Below are 17,179 nucleotides of genomic sequence, written 5' to 3' on the forward strand. Positions count from 1 at the left end.
TTCCAGAAACCCGCGACGACGCTGATGCTCCCGAACGCCCAAGGCGTGTTCGAGAACCATCAATTTGTCCACCCGGTTTCTGTCATCATGTACAAGCACGATCTCGTCTATCTTACAGAAGACGCGTCTCATGACGCCGCCATCGAACACATCAACGAAGAAGCCTTCGGTCCCGGCCGCTTCACGCGGGCGGCTGCGCGCATCCGCGAGCAGGGGCCGCATGACCTGTCGCTCTCCTTCATCTGCACCGATAATGGCGAGACGATCGCTTCCGTGCGGATGACGCCGGTGTTGGCCGGCAGCGTGAAGGGTCATCTGCTCGGCCCGCTCGCCGTGCGTCCTTCCCATAAGAACCAGGGCATCGGTCGCGAACTGGTGCGGATTGCGGTGGAGGCGGCTAGACGCAAAGGCTCGGAAGCCGTCATCCTGGTCGGCGATCCGCCCTATTACGGCCCACTCGGCTTCGAGAAAGTCGCCTATAACGCGCTTGCCTTTCCAGGCCCCGTCGATCCCGGCCGCGTCCTCGTCGTACCAATTGCCGAGGGCGTGCACGAACGGCTGACCGGCACGATCGCGTGGCAGGGATGATTAAAGATTCTTCCGGAGGAAGCTGCGTGTGCGGCCTTCCGGGAAATCCTCAAGCTCCCCGAAAACCTCATAACCCTGATTGATGTAGACATGCAGAGCCTGCGGGCTGAAGGTGTCGATCCAGGCGCCGCGGCAGCCCCGGGCCTTGGCCTCTTCTTCCGCTTTTGCCAGGATTCTGCCGGCGAGACCGCTGCCGCGCAACGTGTCGGGAATGTAGAGCATCTGGGTAAAGAGCCAGCCCCAGGCGGTATAGCCCGAAAGACCGCCGGTCACCTTGCCGTCGGTATCGCGGATGAGAACGGCAAGCGGCCGGCGATCCGAGGGGCCGACATCGCTGTTGTTGAAGGCGGAGAGCGCATCGGTGATCGCCGCCAATTCCTCCGGCGAGGGGGAGGCGGTCAACTCGAATTCCCGCATCAGATTACCGCCCCTCGCGCCACCACATGGTTCCGAAGGCAAGCAGCAGGATGCCGACGCCGGCAAAACCGGCAAAGAGCGGCAGCGTGTTGATGCCCTTCAAGACCGTCTCGCTGGTCATGCGGATCATCATGCGATCGTTGTCGGCGACGCGGACCTGGCCGCGCACAGGCAGGATCGGCGGCACGTTGATCCTGCCGTTTGCGTTGGCGACGCGGGTGACGAGACCCTTGCTTCTGTCGGCGACAGGCTTCAGCACATCCGTCGTCGAGATCATCGCCTTGAATTCCGGTGCGTCGACGGCGCCGATATGGACCAGCGTCGACAGTTTGCCGTTGCGGATTTCGAATAGGCCGATCTCGTCCATCCGCTTTTCGGCCTTGTAGAGCCCGGGTTCGGATTGGGTGAGCGGCAGGGTTTCGGTCTTGCCGGAGGGGTAACGCACCGTGGCGTTGCCGGGATTGTCGCCGATCGTCTGGCGCGTGACTTCAAGTGTCCTGCCAGAGGCGCGCGCCGTCAGCGCTTCTTCCTCGAGCGCCGGCTCCTTCATCAGCCAATGGGCGATGCGGCGGTAGAGCGAGACATTCGGGCCGCCGCCTTCGAAACCGCGCGCCCAGAGCCAGCCCTGGTCGGAAAGCAGCATGGCGACACGGCCCTGGCCGGCGCGGTTCAGCACCAGCAGCGGGTGGTTGTCGGCGCCGAGCATGATTGTCTCGCCCTGCGGCCGGTCGACGTCGACGCTGCGGAACCAGCGTCCCCAATGCGGCGGTTCCTCAGCCGAACCGTCGAGGCCGCGTGTGACGGGATGCTTGCGGCCTTCCTCGGAAAGGCGAGGATAGAAGGCCTTCTCGATCATCTCGCCGGTGGGCGTTGCCGGCAGGACCGTGGAAAGCGGCGTTATTGCAATCGAATCGGGGCCAGCATGCTCAGGCCCGGCGGCGATCAGCAGCGCGCCGCCGTTTTCGACATATTGCGAGATGTAATCGTAATAGAGCAGCGGCAGCACGCCGCGATGCTGGTAGCGATCGAAGATGATGAGGTCGAAATCCTTGATCTTGTCGACGAAGAGTTCGCGCGTCGGGAAGGCGATCAGCGACAGCTCGTTGATCGGCGTGCCGTCCTGTTTTTCCGGCGGGCGCAGGATGGTGAAGTGAACGAGATCGACGGAGGCATCGGATTTCAGCAGGTTGCGCCAGGCGCGCTCGCCGGCATGCGGCTCGCCGGAGACGAGAAGGACGCGAAGATTCTGACGGATGCCGTCGATGACATGAACGGCGCGATTGTTGGCGGTGGTGACCTCGCCGGGGAGTGCTGCGACGGAGAATTCCAGCACGTTGCTGCCGCCGGCCGGCACCTTGAAGGAGAAGGGCGTATCCTGGCCAGGTGTCGCCTGCAAAGTAGCAATCTCGTCACCGTTCAGTTTCACCGTGACATTGGCGGTGCCGCCGGGGCTCGGGCCGTCGTCGAAGACGCGCAGAACGACCTGCTGCTCCTCGTTTACGATGCCGAAGCGCGGCCCCTTGATGACTTCGATGCGGCGATCGAATTCGTTGGCCTTGCCAGTGATGAGGCCATGGATCGGCGCGTCGAAACCGAGCGCCTGGTTGGCGGCCGGAACATCATGAACTTCGCCGTCGGTCAGCATGATGGCGCCGCCGATACGGGCAGGCGGGACATCGGCGATGTTGGCTGACAGCGCGTCGAACAGGCGCGTCGACGGCACGTCGGAATTGACGTCGCCTTCGACATCGACGAAACGAGGCTCGATCTGGGGGAAGCGGGCGAGCTGTCCCTTCAGGGCGGCCAGCGCATCGTCGGTCATCTTGATGCGATCGGGCGTCTGCTGGCTCTGGCTTCGGTCGACGAGAACCGGGACGATCGTCGACAGCTGATCCCGGTCCTCCTGCAGCAGCACCGGATTGGCAAGCGCGGTCAGCATGGCGAGCGCCGCCAGCGTTCTGATCCAGGCGCCGCGAATGCCGCGCCAGATCGCGAAGGCGGCGATGATGACGCTGACGGTGGCCAGTGCGGCCAGAACCGGCCAAGGCAGGAAGGGCGAAAAGTCGAAGGTCATCTCACTGTCCTAACCGTTCGAGAAGGTCGGGAACATGGACCTGGTCGGTCTTGTAGTTGCCGGTCAGCATGTACATCATGATATTGACGCCGGCACGGTAGGCATATTCGCGCTGCGCTTCATCGGACGGCACGGTCGGCAGCATCGGTACGCCGTTGTTGTCGACTGCCCAAGCGCCGGCGAAATCATTGCCGGTGATCAGGATCGGTGACACACCGTCGGCCGTCGCCGCCGATTTTTCGGTCGCTTCGCGGCTGCCCTGCCGGGCCTCGATCCACAGTGGACTGCCCGTGTAACGACCGGGAAAGCTCGACAGAAGATAGAAAGATTTCGTGAGCACGTGATCGGATGGCACAGGTTCCAGCGGCGGAATGTCGAGATTGCCGAGGATTTGCTGCAGCCTCTCGCCGTTGGCGCTGACATTGCCGCCATTGTCCAATGCGCTGATCTGATCGCGCGTATCGAAAAGCACGGTGCCGCCGTTGCGCATATAGGCGTCGATGCGGCTGATCGCAGCCGAAGACGGCATCGGCGCCGTCGCCGAAACCGGCCAGTAGATGATCGGGTAGAAGGCGAGCTCGTCTTTGGTGAGGTCGATGCCCACCGGCGGCGCCGGTTCCAGCGTCGTGCGGAAGGTCAGGAACTGGGTGAGGCCCTCGAGGCCGCGCTCGGATATATCGTCGACATCCTGTTCACCGGTGACGACATAGGCGAGGTGCGTATTATCGAGCCTCTGAAGGATGAGGTCGTCACCCGGCTTCGAGTCGTCGGCGTGAAGCGTACCGGGTTGCATCAGAAAGCCGGCACTGAGCGCAATGGCGATCATCGCGGCGGTGCTGACAGCGGGGCGCGAGCGCGAGAACGCGCCGTTCATGAAGAGGACGATCAGGCTGTCGGCCAGAAGCAGCAGAAAAGCTACCAGAAAAAGCGCGGGCTTTGCCGACCAGCTTTCGCCGCCGATCAGGCCTTCGCGCACGGCATTGGTCCCCGTTGTGTCGAGCGGCATCAGTTCGGCATTCTCCGGCAGTACGTTGAGCGAGGTGAAACCATCCTCCGAACCATAGAGACCGGGCGGGTTGTCGAAATTCGCCGTCGGTTCGGCTCCCGCCTGCGGAATGAGGGGCCGAGCCGAACCCGTCTCGGAGACGAGTGTGCCCTTGGCCGTCAGCATCCGGAATGGCGGCAGCGTTTCGGAGACACGCGCATTGCCGCGGGCCTCCGACGTTACGCCGCCTGAACGCGATATCTGCAGGAGGTGGCGCAGCATGTCGACGAACGTGCCTGAGATCGGCAGATCGGACCAGGTCGCTTCCGCCGTGACGTGAAACAGGACGATCTGGCCGGATGCGAGTTGTTTCATCGTCACCAGCGGCGTGCCGTCAGCCAGGCTCGCCCAGGTGCGTTCGGCAAGATCGGGCGTCGGTTCGGCAAGCACTTGCCGCTTGACGACCACATCGGCGGGCCGCGCTATGCCGGCGAAAGGCCCTAAACTCGGAAATTCGGCGAGCGACTGCGGCTCGCTCCAGGACAATGTGCCGCCGAGCGCCCGTTCTCCCTGGCGCAGGATGACCGGGATCAGCGGATCGTCCGCAGGGGCTGCGGCCATGCGCGGACCGGCGAAACGCAACAGCATGCCGCCATTCGATATCCAGCGTGTCAGCGGTTCGTAGGTCTCCTCCGGCAGACGGCCGATATCGGCCATGATGATGATGGAGGGATTGCTGGCGAGAAGTTTCGGTATGGCGACCGAAAGATCGGAATCGCTGGGCTGGATGAGATCCGCATAGGGCTGGAGCGCTCGCTGGATGTAATAGAGCGGCGACAGCAGCGGCTGGAATTCATCGCCTCCTTCACCCGATAGCAAGGCAACACGGCGGCGCTTGAACGCATCGTCGAGAAGGTGGACGGCGCCGGCCGTCGCGCCGTTATCGACACTGACGCGGGCGAAATCATTGCGCATTTCAAAAGGGGCGGTGATCGAACTCGTCGCGACGCTCTGGCCGGGGCTGAAGTCCACCCTGCCGTTTGCGATCGAGCGGCCCTGGCTATCGACGGCGTTCAGCGCCACGGAGGCAGGACGCGAAGCGTTGAGCCGCGTGACTTTGACGGTCATGGCGTCAGCGGCATTGTTAGCCGCGGTGATCGCGACCGTGCGAGCGGCATCGCCCTCGATCAGGCGGAGATCGGCGGGCTGGAGTTCAGCGAGCCTGCGCACCGTCGCGTCGTCGGCTTTGGCGGCGGCGCCGTCGGTCAGGAAGGCGAGGGTGCCGGGCTTGAGGCCGTTCAGCGCGGCGCGCAGCGCCTGGAAGGCGCGCTCACGGTCCGGCACCAGCGGTCGCGGCTCGGCGGCGCGCAGCTTGTCGCGAGCGCTCGCGGCGGTGCCTGGAACGGCGTTGTTGGTCGGATCGGCGGTGAAGGCGATCGACACAGGCGTGCCGGCGGATTCGGCGTCGTCTATCAACGCGTCGGCCGTCTGGATGCGGCGCTCCCAGTCGGGTGCGGCCGCCCAGCTGTTGTCGACGAAGAGGACGAGCGGGCCGCCGGATGCGAGCGAACTGGTGCGCGGATTGAAGACCGGATCGGCGATCGCAAGAATGATGGTGGCGGCGAGCAGCATGCGCAGCAGCGTCAGCCACCACGGGCTTTGCGCCGGCGTCTCCTCGCGCTTCAAGACGGAGGCGAGGATTTTTAGAGGCGGGAAGACCTCGGTCTTCGGGCGCGGCGGCGTCAGCCGCAGCAGCCACCAGATGACCGGGAGGGCGATGAGGGCGCCGAGAATGGCGGGAAAGGCGAAAGCGAAGGGAAGGGCGTTCACAGCTGCCCTCCATGCGTCGCCTTGGCCGGCATGCCGGACAGGTACATGTGCACCGCGACTAGCGCCTCCGAGGCGAGATGATCGGTGCGGTGCGTCGCAAAGGTCCAGCCGAGATGGCGCAGCGACTGGCCGAGGCTGTCCCTGCGAGCGAGATAGGCGTTGCGATAGGCCTCGCGGATGTGTTCGGCGCGGCCGGCGATCAGCCTGGCGCCGCTCTCCGGATCGGTGAATTCGGTGCGGCCGCTATAGGGGAATATCTCTTCGGCGGGATCCGCTATCTCGACCACGTGGCCGCGCAGGCCACGGCGGGCAAGTGGGCCGAGGCGTTCCATGATCGCTGGCGCGCCGTCGAGGAAATCGCCGATTAGGACGAGGTCGCTCCAGCCGCGGATCATCGCCGTTTCCGGCAGGCCACCCGTTAGTGGCGTGTGCATCAGCGCGGCTGCAAGGCGCTCAGCGGCGTTGCGGGCGGAGGCGGGTTCCATGATGCCGGGGCAGCCGATGCGCTCGCCGGAGCGGGCGAGAATTTCGGCCAGCGCCAGCATGACGACCAGCGCGCGGCTTTCCTTGGAGACGCTGCCATAGCTCGACTTGTACATCATCGAGGGCGACATGTCGCACCAGAGCCAGATCGTATGGGCCGCCTCCCATTCCCGCTCGCGCACATAGGTATGGTCGTCGCGGGCGGAGCGGCGCCAATCGATGCGCGACAGGCTTTCGCCCTCGGCATAGGGGCGGAACTGCCAGAAATTCTCGCCGATGCCGCGCTTGCGGCGGCCATGCCAGCCGGCGATGACCGTGTTGGCGATGCGCTTGGCTTCCACCAGGCAGTCCGGTACCAGGGCGGCCCGCTGCCTGGCGCGGGAAAGGGCATCGCTGCCTGACGTCGGGTTGACGATCTGTCCGATAGATGCCACGCGTCCGGCTTCCTTATCCCTTTGCCTGCTTGACCAGTCCGGCGATGACGTCGCGCACCGACATGCCTTCGGCGCGAGCAGCGAAAGTCAGCGCCATGCGGTGCTGGAGAATGGGTTCGGCGAGCGCAAAAATATCATCGAGCGAGGGCGCCAGGCGGCCTTCGTAGAGCGCCCGGGCACGCGCGCAGAGCATCATCGCCTGGCCGGCGCGAGGGCCCGGACCCCAGGCGACGTTCTTGTCGGTTGCGGCATTGCCCTGGCCGGGGCGGGCGGAACGCACCAGCGCCAGGATGGCATCGACGACGGTGTCGCTCACCGGCATCTGCCGCACCAGGGTCTGAATCTCGATCAGCCGCTGCGCGTCGATGACGGCTGCCGGGCGGCTTTCACCCAAGCCCGTTGTCTCGAGCAGGATCTGGCGTTCGGCGGCGAGTTCGGGATAGTTGACGTCGACCTGCAGCAGGAAACGATCGAGCTGGGCTTCGGGCAGGGGATAGGTGCCTTCCTGCTCGAGCGGGTTCTGGGTGGCGAGCACATGGAAGGGGGCCGGCAGGTCATAACGCTGGCCGGCGATGGTGATGTGATATTCCTGCATCGCCTGCAGAAGCGCCGACTGGGTGCGCGGCGAGGCGCGGTTGATCTCATCGGCCATCAGCAGCTGAGCGAAGACGGGGCCCTTGACGAAGCGGAAAGAGCGGCGTCCACTGTCGTCCTGATCCATCACCTCGGAGCCGAGAATATCGGACGGCATCAGGTCCGGCGTGAACTGGATGCGATTGGCGGCAAGGCCGAGGACTTCGCCGAGCGTCGTCACCAGTCTGGTCTTGGCAAGGCCGGGGACACCGACGAGGAGGGCATGGCCACCGGAGAGGACGGCGAGAATGGTGTTCTCGACGACGCTTTCCTGACCGAAGATCACCTTCGAGACTTCTCCGCGGATGGCGGCGATATCGGAGAGCGCCTTTTCGGCAGCGGCGACGATCGCCTTTTCATCGAGGCTGGCTTCGGTCTTCATCATACCCACGGGCATCTCCAACGGCTGAAATCATTCGGCAGCGAATCGGCGGACTTATACATCTGCCTCATACTCGATAGAGTTATGGAGATGCGACGGGCTGACAAGTTCGTTGCGAATGACTATCTCGTGACTTTACTTCGTTAAGGACAAACCGGGACGGAAGAATGGCAGCCGAGGAAATCAGCGGACAGGCGGATGCGGCAGGACTTGCTGCCATGATTTCGCGCGCGTCTGACGAAAGCGGCGGAAAAAAACGCGGGTTACCGCCGGTCGAGCGGTGGAATCCGCCGTTCTGCGGCGATATCGATATGGAGATCAGAGCCGACGGCACCTGGTTCTACATGGGCACACCGATCGGCCGGCCCGCGTTGGTGCGGCTGTTTTCGACAGTTTTGCGGAAAGATGACGACGAGAAGACCTATCTCGTAACTCCTGTGGAAAAGGTCGGGATCAGGGTCGTCGATGCTGCGTTCATCGCCGTGGAGATGAGCGTGACGGAGAGGCAGGGCCAACAGCTGCTGACCTTCCGTACCAATGTCGGCGATGTCGTGGAGGCGGGAGGAGAGCATCGGCTGCGCTTTGCCATTGCGGACGGCAACGCCGAATTGAAACCCTATCTGCATGTGCGCGGGCGGCTGGAGGCGCTGGTGTCGCGTGCGGTGATGTATGAACTGGTCGCGCTCGGCGAGATTCTCGACCTGGAGGGGCAGGCGATGTTTGCGATCCGCTCCGCCGGCGAGGTTTTCCCGGTCATGCCGGCCGATCAACTGGATGCTCTTTGCCGATGAATGATGCGATTACCCACCGTTACCCGCTATTCTCAGCAGCCGAATTCCGCCGCCGGGCGCTCAACCAGAACGGCGGGCCGGTCGACCATGCCTGGCGCGATCATGGCGACCACATCCTCAATCCCGATATCGTAGAGGAGGTCGCGACCTTCAAGCTGCGCGACGCCGCCGTGCTCGTGCCCGTCGTCGACGACGGCGAGGAAGCGCATGTGATCTTCACCAAGCGCACGGCGACGCTGCGCAAACATTCCGGGCAGATCGCCTTTCCCGGCGGCTCGATCGATCCCGCCGATATCTCACCTGAGATGGCGGCGATCCGCGAGACGGAGGAGGAGATCGGTCTCTCCGGTTCCTTCGTCGAGACCGTCGGGCGGCTGCCGAATTATCTTGCCTCGACCGGCTTCCGCATCACGCCGGTGCTTGGCGTCGTCTCGCCGGGCTTCGCGCTGACGCTGAACCCGGCCGAAGTGGCCGACGTGTTCGAGGTGCCGCTTTCCTTCCTGATGAACCCTGCCAATCATGCCCGCGACAGGCGTGTTATCGACGGCATCGACCGGCATTTCTACCGCGTGCCCTATGAAACCAGAATGATCTGGGGCATTACCGCCGGCATCGTCCGCACGCTTTATGAAAGGCTTTATGCATGACCGGCCTTGCCGACCAAGCATGGTTCCGCGACCCGGCGCTCGGGCGGATTCTTGCGCTTCTCAATACCGATGGCGGCGAAGGCCGGGTGGTCGGCGGCGCCGTGCGCAACAGCCTGATGAACCTGCCGGTCAGCGATATCGACATTGCCACGACACTCAGACCGGAGACGGTGATGGACCGGGCAGAAATCGCCGGTATCAAGGCGGTGCCGACCGGCTTGCAGCACGGCACGGTGACGCTCGTCATCGACGGCAAGCCTTTCGAGGTGACGACGCTTCGCACCGACGTCGAGACCGATGGGCGCCATGCCAAGGTCGCGTTCAGCACCGATTGGAAGGCGGATGCCGAACGGCGGGATCTGACGATCAATGCGCTTTATGCCGATGCCGACGGCGAGGTAGTGGATCTGGTCGGCGGGCTTGCCGACATTGAAAGGCGCAACATCCGTTTCATCGGCGATGCGGCAAAGCGTATTGCCGAAGATCATCTGCGCATCCTGCGCTTCTTCCGCTTCTTTGCCTATTACGGCTCCGGACGGCCGGATGCCGAGGGGCTGAAGGCGTGTTCGGCGGCGCGTTCGAAGCTGAAGACGCTGTCGGCGGAGCGAGTCTGGTCGGAGCTGCGGAAACTGCTGAGTGCTGCCGATCCCGGCAGGGCACTGCTCTGGATGCGGCAGGTGGCGGTGCTGACGGAAATCCTGCCGGAATCGGAAAAATGGGGGATCGATGCGATTCCCTCGCTGGTCGCCACCGAAAAGGCGCTCGGCTGGACGCCGGATCCGTTGCTGCGCCTTGCGGCGATCGTGCCGCCCGATGCGGTGCGGCTGGAGGGGCTGGCAGCCCGGCTCAAGCTCTCGAATGCGGAGGCGGCCACTCTCAGGGCCTGGGCAATGGCGGCACCTGTTAACGACGACATGTCGTCGGCGGCCTTCGAACGGTTGCTTTACCGCAACGGCGCCGACGGTATCTTGTCTCGGCTGAAGCTGGCGCTCGGCGTTGCGCGTGGGAAGGCTGAAGGGGATTTCGACGAAATGGCACGATCGGCGCGGCTCACCAAGCTGCTGGATCAGGCCGCGAACTGGAAGAAGCCGCAATTTCCGCTGAACGGCGGCGACGTGATTTCTGCGGGAATCGCGTCCGGCCCGCGTGTTGGCGAGTTGCTCGCCGGCCTGGAAAACCAGTGGGTGGAGGAAAATTTCGTTTCCGACCGGGCGGCGCTGCTCGCCCGGCTGCAGGAACGGGTGCAATAATTAGGCTGCATTGACCTCGTCTCGGATGCGAGCCTTGATATTATCCACCATGTTCTCGCGGATCGTGGTTTCCCCGTGAGCGTTTTTCAGGTGCTCGACGGCGCGGCGGACCACCTCGGCGTCGCTATCGGCCCGCGTATGCCAGGCGCAGCCCGGGACGAGAGTGCCGCATTCGAAAAGTCGCATGGTCTTCTCCTCTATTTAAAACACAAAGACGATCGCGATCTGACGCGATTTATGAATATGCGGAGGGAGGGAAGGTTCCGGCCGGCATCGACATGCCGGCCGGTAAAGGCCGTGTCAGTCGGGCATCGCCCAGGCTTTGTAGGTATCCGATAGCTGGCCGGGCATGTTGCTGTTGGCGGCCGCGGCTTCGTTCTGCAGCTGTTCCGGCGACTTGCCGCCGGCCAGTTGCAGCTTGACCTGCTCGATGAAGCAGGACAGCGGCAGATCCGAGCCGCTCTTGGCCCGCAGCTTCTCGGCGATGCGCGTCAGAAACTCAGATGTGTCGATTGCGCGGGATGTTTCCTGGACATCCGTGGACGCAGGCGAACCACTTTGTATCGTCATGACAATCCTCCTCCGATTGTTACGCACATACATATTAAGTTAGGACGCGCTTAATTTTCGTGAAGGTCAATCAACTCGAATTTATCGACGAGTTATTACAGTCTCATGGCCAGCGGACGACGGGAGGCAGCGATGAGAGTATGGATTCAACGTTGCCGCCGGTCTTCAGGCCGAAGATCGTGCCGCGATCATACAGCAGATTGAATTCGACGTAGCGGCCCCGGCGGATCAATTGTTCGTCGCGGTCCGCCTCCGTCCACTGCTTATTGAAGTTGGAGCGGACGATCTTCGGATAGACCATGGCGAAGGCCCGGCCGACATCGCGGGTGAAGGCGAAGTCGGCGTCCCAGCCGCCGGCATCCTCGCCCGAATGCAGCCAGTCATAGAAGACGCCGCCGATGCCGCGGGCCTCGTTGCGATGTTTCAGGAAGAAATATTCGTCGCACCAGGCTTTGTAGGCATCGTAGTCGGCGACGGCATGATTGCGGCAAGCGATCTCCATCGCCTTGTGAAAGAGTTGGCTGTCCTCGTCCTCCTGGGTGCGGCGGCGCGACAGCACCGGCGTCAGGTCGGCGCCACCGCCGAACCAGCGGCTGGTGGTCACCACCATACGGGTGTTCATGTGCACGGCCGGGACGTTGGGGTTCACGGGATGGGCGATCAGCGAAATGCCCGAGGCCCAGAAACGGGGATCGTCCTTGGCGCCGGGTATCTGCGCCCGGAAGTCCGGGGAAAACTCGCCATGGACGGTGGAGGTGTGGACGCCGACCTTCTCGAAGACCCGGCCTTCCATCATCGACATGCGACCACCGCCGCCGGCGCCGTTTTCGCGCGACCAGTCCTTGGCGGCGAAGCGGCCGGGCTCCTGATCGGAGAGCGGGCCTTCCAGTTCGTCTTCGATGGCCTCAAAGGAGGCGCAAATCGTGTCGCGCAGTCCTTCGAACCAGCTGCGGGCGGCGGCCTTCTTCTCTTCGATATCGTCAGGCAGGCCGATCGGCAGTTCCGGTCTTTCCATGTCACGCCTCCGGCGGTCGGCATCTCCATAGGAAGCGACTCGCTCATTCTCGATTACCCGCCCCGTTTAGCAGGTGGCGCCGCATGTCGCCAAGCCAAGGCGCACTCCCAAGCGCTTCCAAGATTCGACTCGCAAATCCCAGATTTCGATATTACCTTTTCCGAAGAGGTAGGTTTGATGAAAAAAGTTCCAGGGCCTCCATCCTTTGACGGCCTGAAGCGCAGGATAGCGAGACATCGGGCGGAAACGTCCTCCCGCAGGAAAGACCATTTCGTGCGTGAGACATATTGCCTCGGCCTCCTCGACGCACGCGCCAAGGCGCGCGAATGGTTCGACGAATATCCGAAAGCCGCCTACTGGACAGAAGTGGAGAGCTGGCGTCAGCTCGACGGCGATCAGATCGAATTCACTATGCGCCGCCTGCCATCGGCCGACTGACCATCACTCTACAGCAGTCCGCACGCGGCTTTCGATCAGCAGGCCGCTCTCATCCATGATCGGATGCGCCACCGAGACGATATGGGCGTTGATGCGCTTCAGGTCGCGCAGCATATCGAGATGCAGCGAACTCGTCTGCAGGCTGTCGGCGCGGCCGTCGCGCAGGCGTTCGAGATGGCGCTCGGCCGATTGCTTTTCCATCCGGCGCACCTCAACCTTTATCTCCATCATCTGCCGCGCGAGATTGAAATCGCGGGTGACGAAGATCGTCTGGGCGACGCGCAGATTGTCGATCGTCAGATCGAACAGCTTGCGCAGTTCCTGATGGCCGTCGTCGGAAAATTTCAGGCCGAGCGAGATCTTCTTCGCCACCTCCTCCCGCAAGCCTTTTTCGATGATGTCGCCCATATGTTCGAGATTGATCGCGTAGTCGATGACGACAATCGAGCGGCGAGCGTTTTCATCGCTGAGCCCCTCGCGGCCGAGCTTCGAGAGGTAGATCTTCACCGCCTGCTGCAGCCGGTCGACGCGCTCTTCGAGAGCTGGGATTTCGGCAAGTTTGCCGGCATCATTCTGCTCGAAGGCTTCGGAGACCCTGACGAGCATGCGCTCGATGAGGTCGCCGACCCCGAGCACTTCGCGGGTGGCGCTGGTCAGGGCAATGACGGGTGTCGAAAGCTCCTGCGCATCGAGATATTTCGGGGCGTTGTCAGGTTCCGGCTGATCCGGCACCAGCCGGGCCATCAAGGTGGCGAGCGGTCGGGAAAAAGGCCAGGCCAGGGCGGCGAGCAGAAGATTGAAGGCAAGATGCGCGTCGACCGGCAGCTTGGCCGGGCCAAAGGGCAGCATCCGGATGAATTCGGCGCCATAGCCCGCCAGCGGCAGGGCGATAAAGCATCCGAGCGTGCGCACCGCGAGATTGCCGAGGGTGACGCGCCGCGCCGAAACCGGACCGGATAATGTTGCGATGACGGGCGGGATCGCACCGCCGAGGTTGGCGCCGAGCACAAGCACGATGACGAGTTCGGCCGAAACCAGGCCCGCCGAGGCGAGCGAGAGGATAAGCACCACTACGGCCAGGCTCGATGAGGATAGGAAGGCGAGGGCTGCCGAGAAGAGCAGCGCCACGGGCAGCGCGCCATCCAGCAGGCCGATAAAGGCGGCGAGAGCGGGGGAGGCGCGCATCGGTTCTGTCGCGAGGCCGAGAAGATGCAGCGACAGCAGCATCAGCCCGATGCCGATCAGCGCTGCGCCGCCGCCCTGGCGGGCGCTGGAACGCCCGCGGTAAAGCACGATGCCGAAGAGGATCAAGAGGGGAGAGAGCCATTCGATGCCGGTGGCGACGATCCAGGCGGTGATCGCAGTGCCGACATTGGCGCCGAGCAGGACGATTTGCGCCATGCGCGGCTTGATCAGATCACGCTCGACGAAGGATGCGGTCATCAGCGCCGTCGCCGTGGAGCTCTGTAGCGCGATGGTCGCGACGAGACCGGACAGAAATGAACGGAAACCGCCGCGCGTGCCGGTCGCCAACCCTGTCCTGAGGCGTGCGCCGAATGCCCTGGACACGCCGTCCTTCACCTGCGCAAGGCCGAATAGCAGCAAGGCCACGGCGCCGAACAGGTTGATCATGATGACTGTGGAATCCATTTTCTTGCTTTTATTCTTCTTTCATCTGTGTGCAGAGGCGCTGGCCTGGGTGAAACCTCCCAAGCTGTTGAAATAACGGAGGCTATGCGATATTTTTGTTTGCCCGGCTAATAAATATAGACCGATTTGGCGGATTCGCAACGTCGTTTTGCGACATGTTCGGGAGCGGATCGGTGGTTGCTTCGAAGTCGATATCGATCAAACCCAGACCGTCTGGCGCATCGCTTCGCCGACGATCATCGCGGCGGAGACGGCGACGTTGATCGAACGATGGCCCTTGACCACCGGGATCAGGATGCGGGCATCGGCGGTTTCATGCACATGATCCGGCACGCCGGCGCTTTCGCGACCGAAAAGCAGGATGTCATCCGAGCGGAAGACCAGATCGGTGTAGCGATCGGCCGCCTTGGTCGAGGCGAGGATCAGACGGCGGCCGGTCGTGGCACGCCACGCCACGAAGCGCTCCCAGTTGACATGGCGGGTCAGCGCGGCGGCGGCGATATAATCCATGCCGGATCGTTTCAGGTTTCGATCCGAAACGTCGAAGCCGGCCGGTTCGATCAGATCGACCGCAAAGCCGAGGCAGGCAGCAAGACGCAGGATCGTGCCGGTATTGCCGGGGATATCCGGCTGATAGAGTGCCAATCTGAGGTCGGTCATCACACGCCGCTTATTTCGTTAAGACGCGTGAGACCTAAAGCAACTGCCGTTTCGCCGCAACAGGGCGCGTTTTGGCCGAGAAACGTTCTATTTACGCCATTATAGGGCTGGAAATTTAGCGATTTTCGCGTTATCCATGCACATCTTTCAGTCGCCAGCAGGGAGGGCCGTCATGAATATTTTGCTCGATATGCGCTTTCCCGGCGTGATGCCGATTAAGGCGACACGGCGCCGCTAGTGCGCCTTTCCTACTGAATCCCCCTTTTTGATCCATTGTGCGGCTGTTTCAGCCTCGCCCCTTGAACGTTCGGTTCCCATATGTGCTTGCGTAGCACCGGGATGGCGCGAAGCCGGGAGCCGAAACGCTGACGTTTTGGAGCAATTTCATGTTTGGCTGGTTCGAACAGCGACTCAATCCCTTTCCGAGCGAGGAGCCAGTCGCTCCGCCGAAGGGTCTTTTCGCCTTTTGCTGGCATTACAGCAAGCCGGCAGCACCCTGGCTCGGCCTGATGGCGATGCTGACGGCCTCAATCGCCGTCGGCGAAGTGGCGCTCTTCCAGTTTCTCGGCGATATCGTCGACTGGCTGACCAATGCCGACCGAGCCACCTTCCTGCAGACGGAGGGCCACAAGCTTTTCTGGATGGCGGCGCTGGTGCTGGTTGGCTTACCACTGGCGGCCGGGCTCGATTCCCTCATCATGCACCAGATGCTGCTCGGAAATTATCCGATGAGCGCCCGTTGGCAGATGCATCGCTTCCTGCTGCGCCACAGCATGACATTCTTCGCCAATGAGTTTGCCGGGCGTGTCGCGACCAAGGTGATGCAGACCTCGCTTGCCGTGCGCGAAACGGTGATGAAGATCCTCGACGTCTTCGTCTATGTCGTCAGCTATTTCCTGACGATGATCATCGTGATTGCGGCGGCCGATTGGCGGCTGATGATCCCGATCCTCGTCTGGCTCGCCATCTATATCGGCATCGTCGCCTATTTCGTGCCGCGGCTTCGCAAGATCGCGGCGGCGCAGGCGGATGCACGCTCGATGATGACGGGGCGCGTGGTCGACAGCTACACCAACATCGCAACCGTCAAGCTGTTTTCGCATGCCGGCCGCGAGGAGGTCTATGCCAAAGAGGGCATGGACGAGTTTCTGCAGACCGTGCACAAGCAGATGCGCAAGGTGACGCTCTTCCACATCAGCGTCTACCTGAACAACTGCATTGCGCTCTTCGTCGTCTCCAGCATGTCGATCTGGTTCTGGCTGAACGGCGCGATCTCGGTCGGCGCCATCGCCATCGCCATCGGCCTTGCCATGCGCGTCAACGGCATGTCGCAATGGATTATGTGGGAAGTCTCGGCGCTGTTTGAGAATATCGGCACCGTCTATGACGGCATGGAGATGATGAGCAAACAGCACGACATCGTCGACAAGCCGGGCGCGCCCTCGATGACGGCGAAGAAGGGCGCGATCCACTACGACCGCATCCGCTTCCACTACGGCAAAAGCAAGGGTGTCATCGACAGCCTGTCGCTCGACATCAAGGCGGGCGAGAAGGTCGGTCTCGTCGGGCGCTCCGGCGCCGGCAAGACGACGCTGATGAACCTGCTGCTGCGCTTCTACGATCTGGAGGGCGGCCGCATCACCATCGACGGGCAGGATATATCAGGCGTCTCGCAGGAGAGTCTGCGCTCGCTGATCGGCGTGGTGACACAGGATACTTCGCTGCTGCATCGCTCGATCCGCGACAACATTGCCTATGGCCGCCCCGACGCTTCTGATGCTGAGATTATCGAGGCTGCCAAGCGTGCGAATGCCTGGGAGTTCGTCGAGGGCCTCGTCGACATGCAGGGCCGCCAAGGGCTCGACGCGCAGGTCGGCGAACGCGGCGTGAAGCTCTCAGGAGGCCAGCGGCAGCGCGTCGCGATCGCCCGCGTCTTCCTGAAGGACGCGCCGATCCTGGTGCTCGACGAGGCAACCTCGGCGCTCGATTCGGAAGTCGAGGCGGCGATCCAGGAAAACCTCTTCGCCCTGATGGAGGGCAAGACGGTGATCGCGATTGCCCACCGGCTGTCGACGCTGACGGAGATGGATCGGCTGATCGTGCTCGACAAGGGGCGGATCATCGAGGCCGGCACGCATGCCGAACTGATCGAAAATGGCGGCATCTACGCCGACCTCTGGAACCGCCAGTCCGGCGGCTTCCTCTCCGATCATACCGAAGAGGCGGAAGAAGCGGCTGAATAAAAATCAAATTGGCCCTCCCTGCGAAAGCGAGGAGGGCCGTTTGATTTTCAGGGACTATTTTAAAAGCCACGCGGTTGATGGGGAGGCGG

16 protein-coding genes are annotated in these 17,179 nt (G+C 62.8%); 6 read left to right on the plus strand and 10 right to left on the minus strand.

The features are described 5' to 3' along the window. Nucleotides 1-24 precede the first annotated feature (24 nt). Nucleotides 25-588 carry a GNAT family N-acetyltransferase gene (locus tag ATY29_RS04935; protein WP_097535390.1) on the plus strand — a complete coding sequence of 188 codons (564 nt, stop codon included), beginning with the start codon at nt 25-27 and terminating at the stop codon, nt 586-588. Here ATY29_RS04935 and ATY29_RS04940 read toward each other — a convergent pair whose 3' ends face one another. The 5 genes from ATY29_RS04940 to ATY29_RS04960 are packed head-to-tail and all read right to left on the minus strand — an operon-like array spanning nt 589 to nt 7,835. Then, nucleotides 589-1,005: a GNAT family N-acetyltransferase gene (locus ATY29_RS04940; protein ID WP_097535392.1), complete on the minus strand. Its 417-nt coding sequence runs from the start codon at nt 1,003-1,005 to the stop codon at nt 589-591. Between the two features lie 4 nt (nt 1,006-1,009). Continuing rightward, nucleotides 1,010-3,079: a hypothetical protein gene (locus tag ATY29_RS04945; protein WP_097535394.1), complete on the minus strand. Its 2,070-nt coding sequence runs from the start codon at nt 3,077-3,079 to the stop codon at nt 1,010-1,012. Nucleotide 3,080: 1 nt separating this feature from the next. After that, nucleotides 3,081-5,894, minus strand: coding sequence for a DUF4159 domain-containing protein (locus tag ATY29_RS04950; RefSeq protein ID WP_097535396.1), 2,814 nt, complete (start codon nt 5,892-5,894; stop codon nt 3,081-3,083). After that, on the minus strand, nt 5,891-6,811 hold the full coding sequence (locus ATY29_RS04955; protein ID WP_097535398.1) for a DUF58 domain-containing protein: 921 nt from the start codon (nt 6,809-6,811) through the stop codon (nt 5,891-5,893). Before ATY29_RS04955 ends, ATY29_RS04950 begins: the two co-directional genes overlap by 4 nt. Nucleotides 6,812-6,824: 13 nt before the next feature. Further along, nucleotides 6,825-7,835 (minus strand): AAA family ATPase, encoded by a 1,011-nt coding sequence (locus ATY29_RS04960; protein WP_097535400.1) that lies wholly within the window; start codon nt 7,833-7,835, stop codon nt 6,825-6,827. A 158-nt stretch (nt 7,836-7,993) separates the two neighbouring features. Between ATY29_RS04960 and ATY29_RS04965 the strand changes: the two genes are divergently transcribed. Genes ATY29_RS04965 through ATY29_RS04975 form a run of 3 tightly spaced genes read left to right on the plus strand, consistent with a single transcriptional unit; the run spans nt 7,994 to nt 10,514 of the window. Continuing rightward, complete coding sequence (locus ATY29_RS04965) at nt 7,994-8,617, plus strand: DUF1285 domain-containing protein (RefSeq protein WP_003565548.1); 624 nt, start codon at nt 7,994-7,996, stop codon at nt 8,615-8,617. After that, complete coding sequence (locus ATY29_RS04970) at nt 8,614-9,264, plus strand: CoA pyrophosphatase (RefSeq protein ID WP_097535402.1); 651 nt, start codon at nt 8,614-8,616, stop codon at nt 9,262-9,264. The genes ATY29_RS04965 and ATY29_RS04970 overlap by 4 nt, the downstream gene beginning before the upstream one ends. Next, entirely contained in the window at nt 9,261-10,514 is a 1,254-nt protein-coding gene (locus ATY29_RS04975) for a CCA tRNA nucleotidyltransferase (protein WP_097535404.1), read from the plus strand. Before ATY29_RS04970 ends, ATY29_RS04975 begins: the two co-directional genes overlap by 4 nt. On the opposite strand, the gene ATY29_RS04980 is transcribed toward ATY29_RS04975, so the two are convergent. The 3 genes from ATY29_RS04980 to hemF form a co-directional block, all read right to left on the minus strand. Beyond that, a complete protein-coding gene (locus tag ATY29_RS04980) occupies nt 10,515-10,700 on the minus strand; it encodes a DUF1059 domain-containing protein (RefSeq protein ID WP_003565542.1) in 186 nt (61 codons plus the stop codon). It lies immediately after the preceding gene. A gap of 114 nt (nt 10,701-10,814) precedes the next feature. Next, nucleotides 10,815-11,084: a hypothetical protein gene (locus ATY29_RS04985; RefSeq protein ID WP_003565540.1), complete on the minus strand. Its 270-nt coding sequence runs from the start codon at nt 11,082-11,084 to the stop codon at nt 10,815-10,817. 103 nt (nt 11,085-11,187) lie between these two features. Then, nucleotides 11,188-12,099 carry an oxygen-dependent coproporphyrinogen oxidase gene (hemF, locus tag ATY29_RS04990; protein ID WP_097535406.1) on the minus strand — a complete coding sequence of 304 codons (912 nt, stop codon included), beginning with the start codon at nt 12,097-12,099 and terminating at the stop codon, nt 11,188-11,190. A gap of 177 nt (nt 12,100-12,276) precedes the next feature. Here hemF and ATY29_RS04995 point away from each other — a divergent pair, with 177 nt between their 5' ends. Beyond that, a complete protein-coding gene (locus tag ATY29_RS04995; protein WP_003565536.1) occupies nt 12,277-12,537 on the plus strand; it encodes a hypothetical protein in 261 nt (86 codons plus the stop codon). Between the two features lie 3 nt (nt 12,538-12,540). On the opposite strand, the gene ATY29_RS05000 is transcribed toward ATY29_RS04995, so the two are convergent. Then, the gene (locus ATY29_RS05000; RefSeq protein ID WP_003565534.1) at nt 12,541-14,187 is read right to left on the minus strand and encodes a Na/Pi cotransporter family protein; all 1,647 of its coding nucleotides are present in this window, start codon (nt 14,185-14,187) and stop codon (nt 12,541-12,543) included. 198 nt (nt 14,188-14,385) lie between these two features. Beyond that, nucleotides 14,386-14,847, minus strand: coding sequence for a tRNA (cytidine(34)-2'-O)-methyltransferase (locus ATY29_RS05005; protein WP_097535408.1), 462 nt, complete (start codon nt 14,845-14,847; stop codon nt 14,386-14,388). A gap of 386 nt (nt 14,848-15,233) precedes the next feature. Between ATY29_RS05005 and ATY29_RS05010 the strand changes: the two genes are divergently transcribed. Beyond that, entirely contained in the window at nt 15,234-17,090 is a 1,857-nt protein-coding gene (locus ATY29_RS05010; RefSeq protein WP_003565530.1) for an ABC transporter ATP-binding protein, read from the plus strand. Nucleotides 17,091-17,179: the final 89 nt, after the last annotated feature.

It is taken from the genome of Rhizobium hidalgonense, from assembly GCF_002914525.1.
GTDB classification, from domain to species: domain Bacteria; phylum Pseudomonadota; class Alphaproteobacteria; order Rhizobiales; family Rhizobiaceae; genus Rhizobium; species Rhizobium hidalgonense.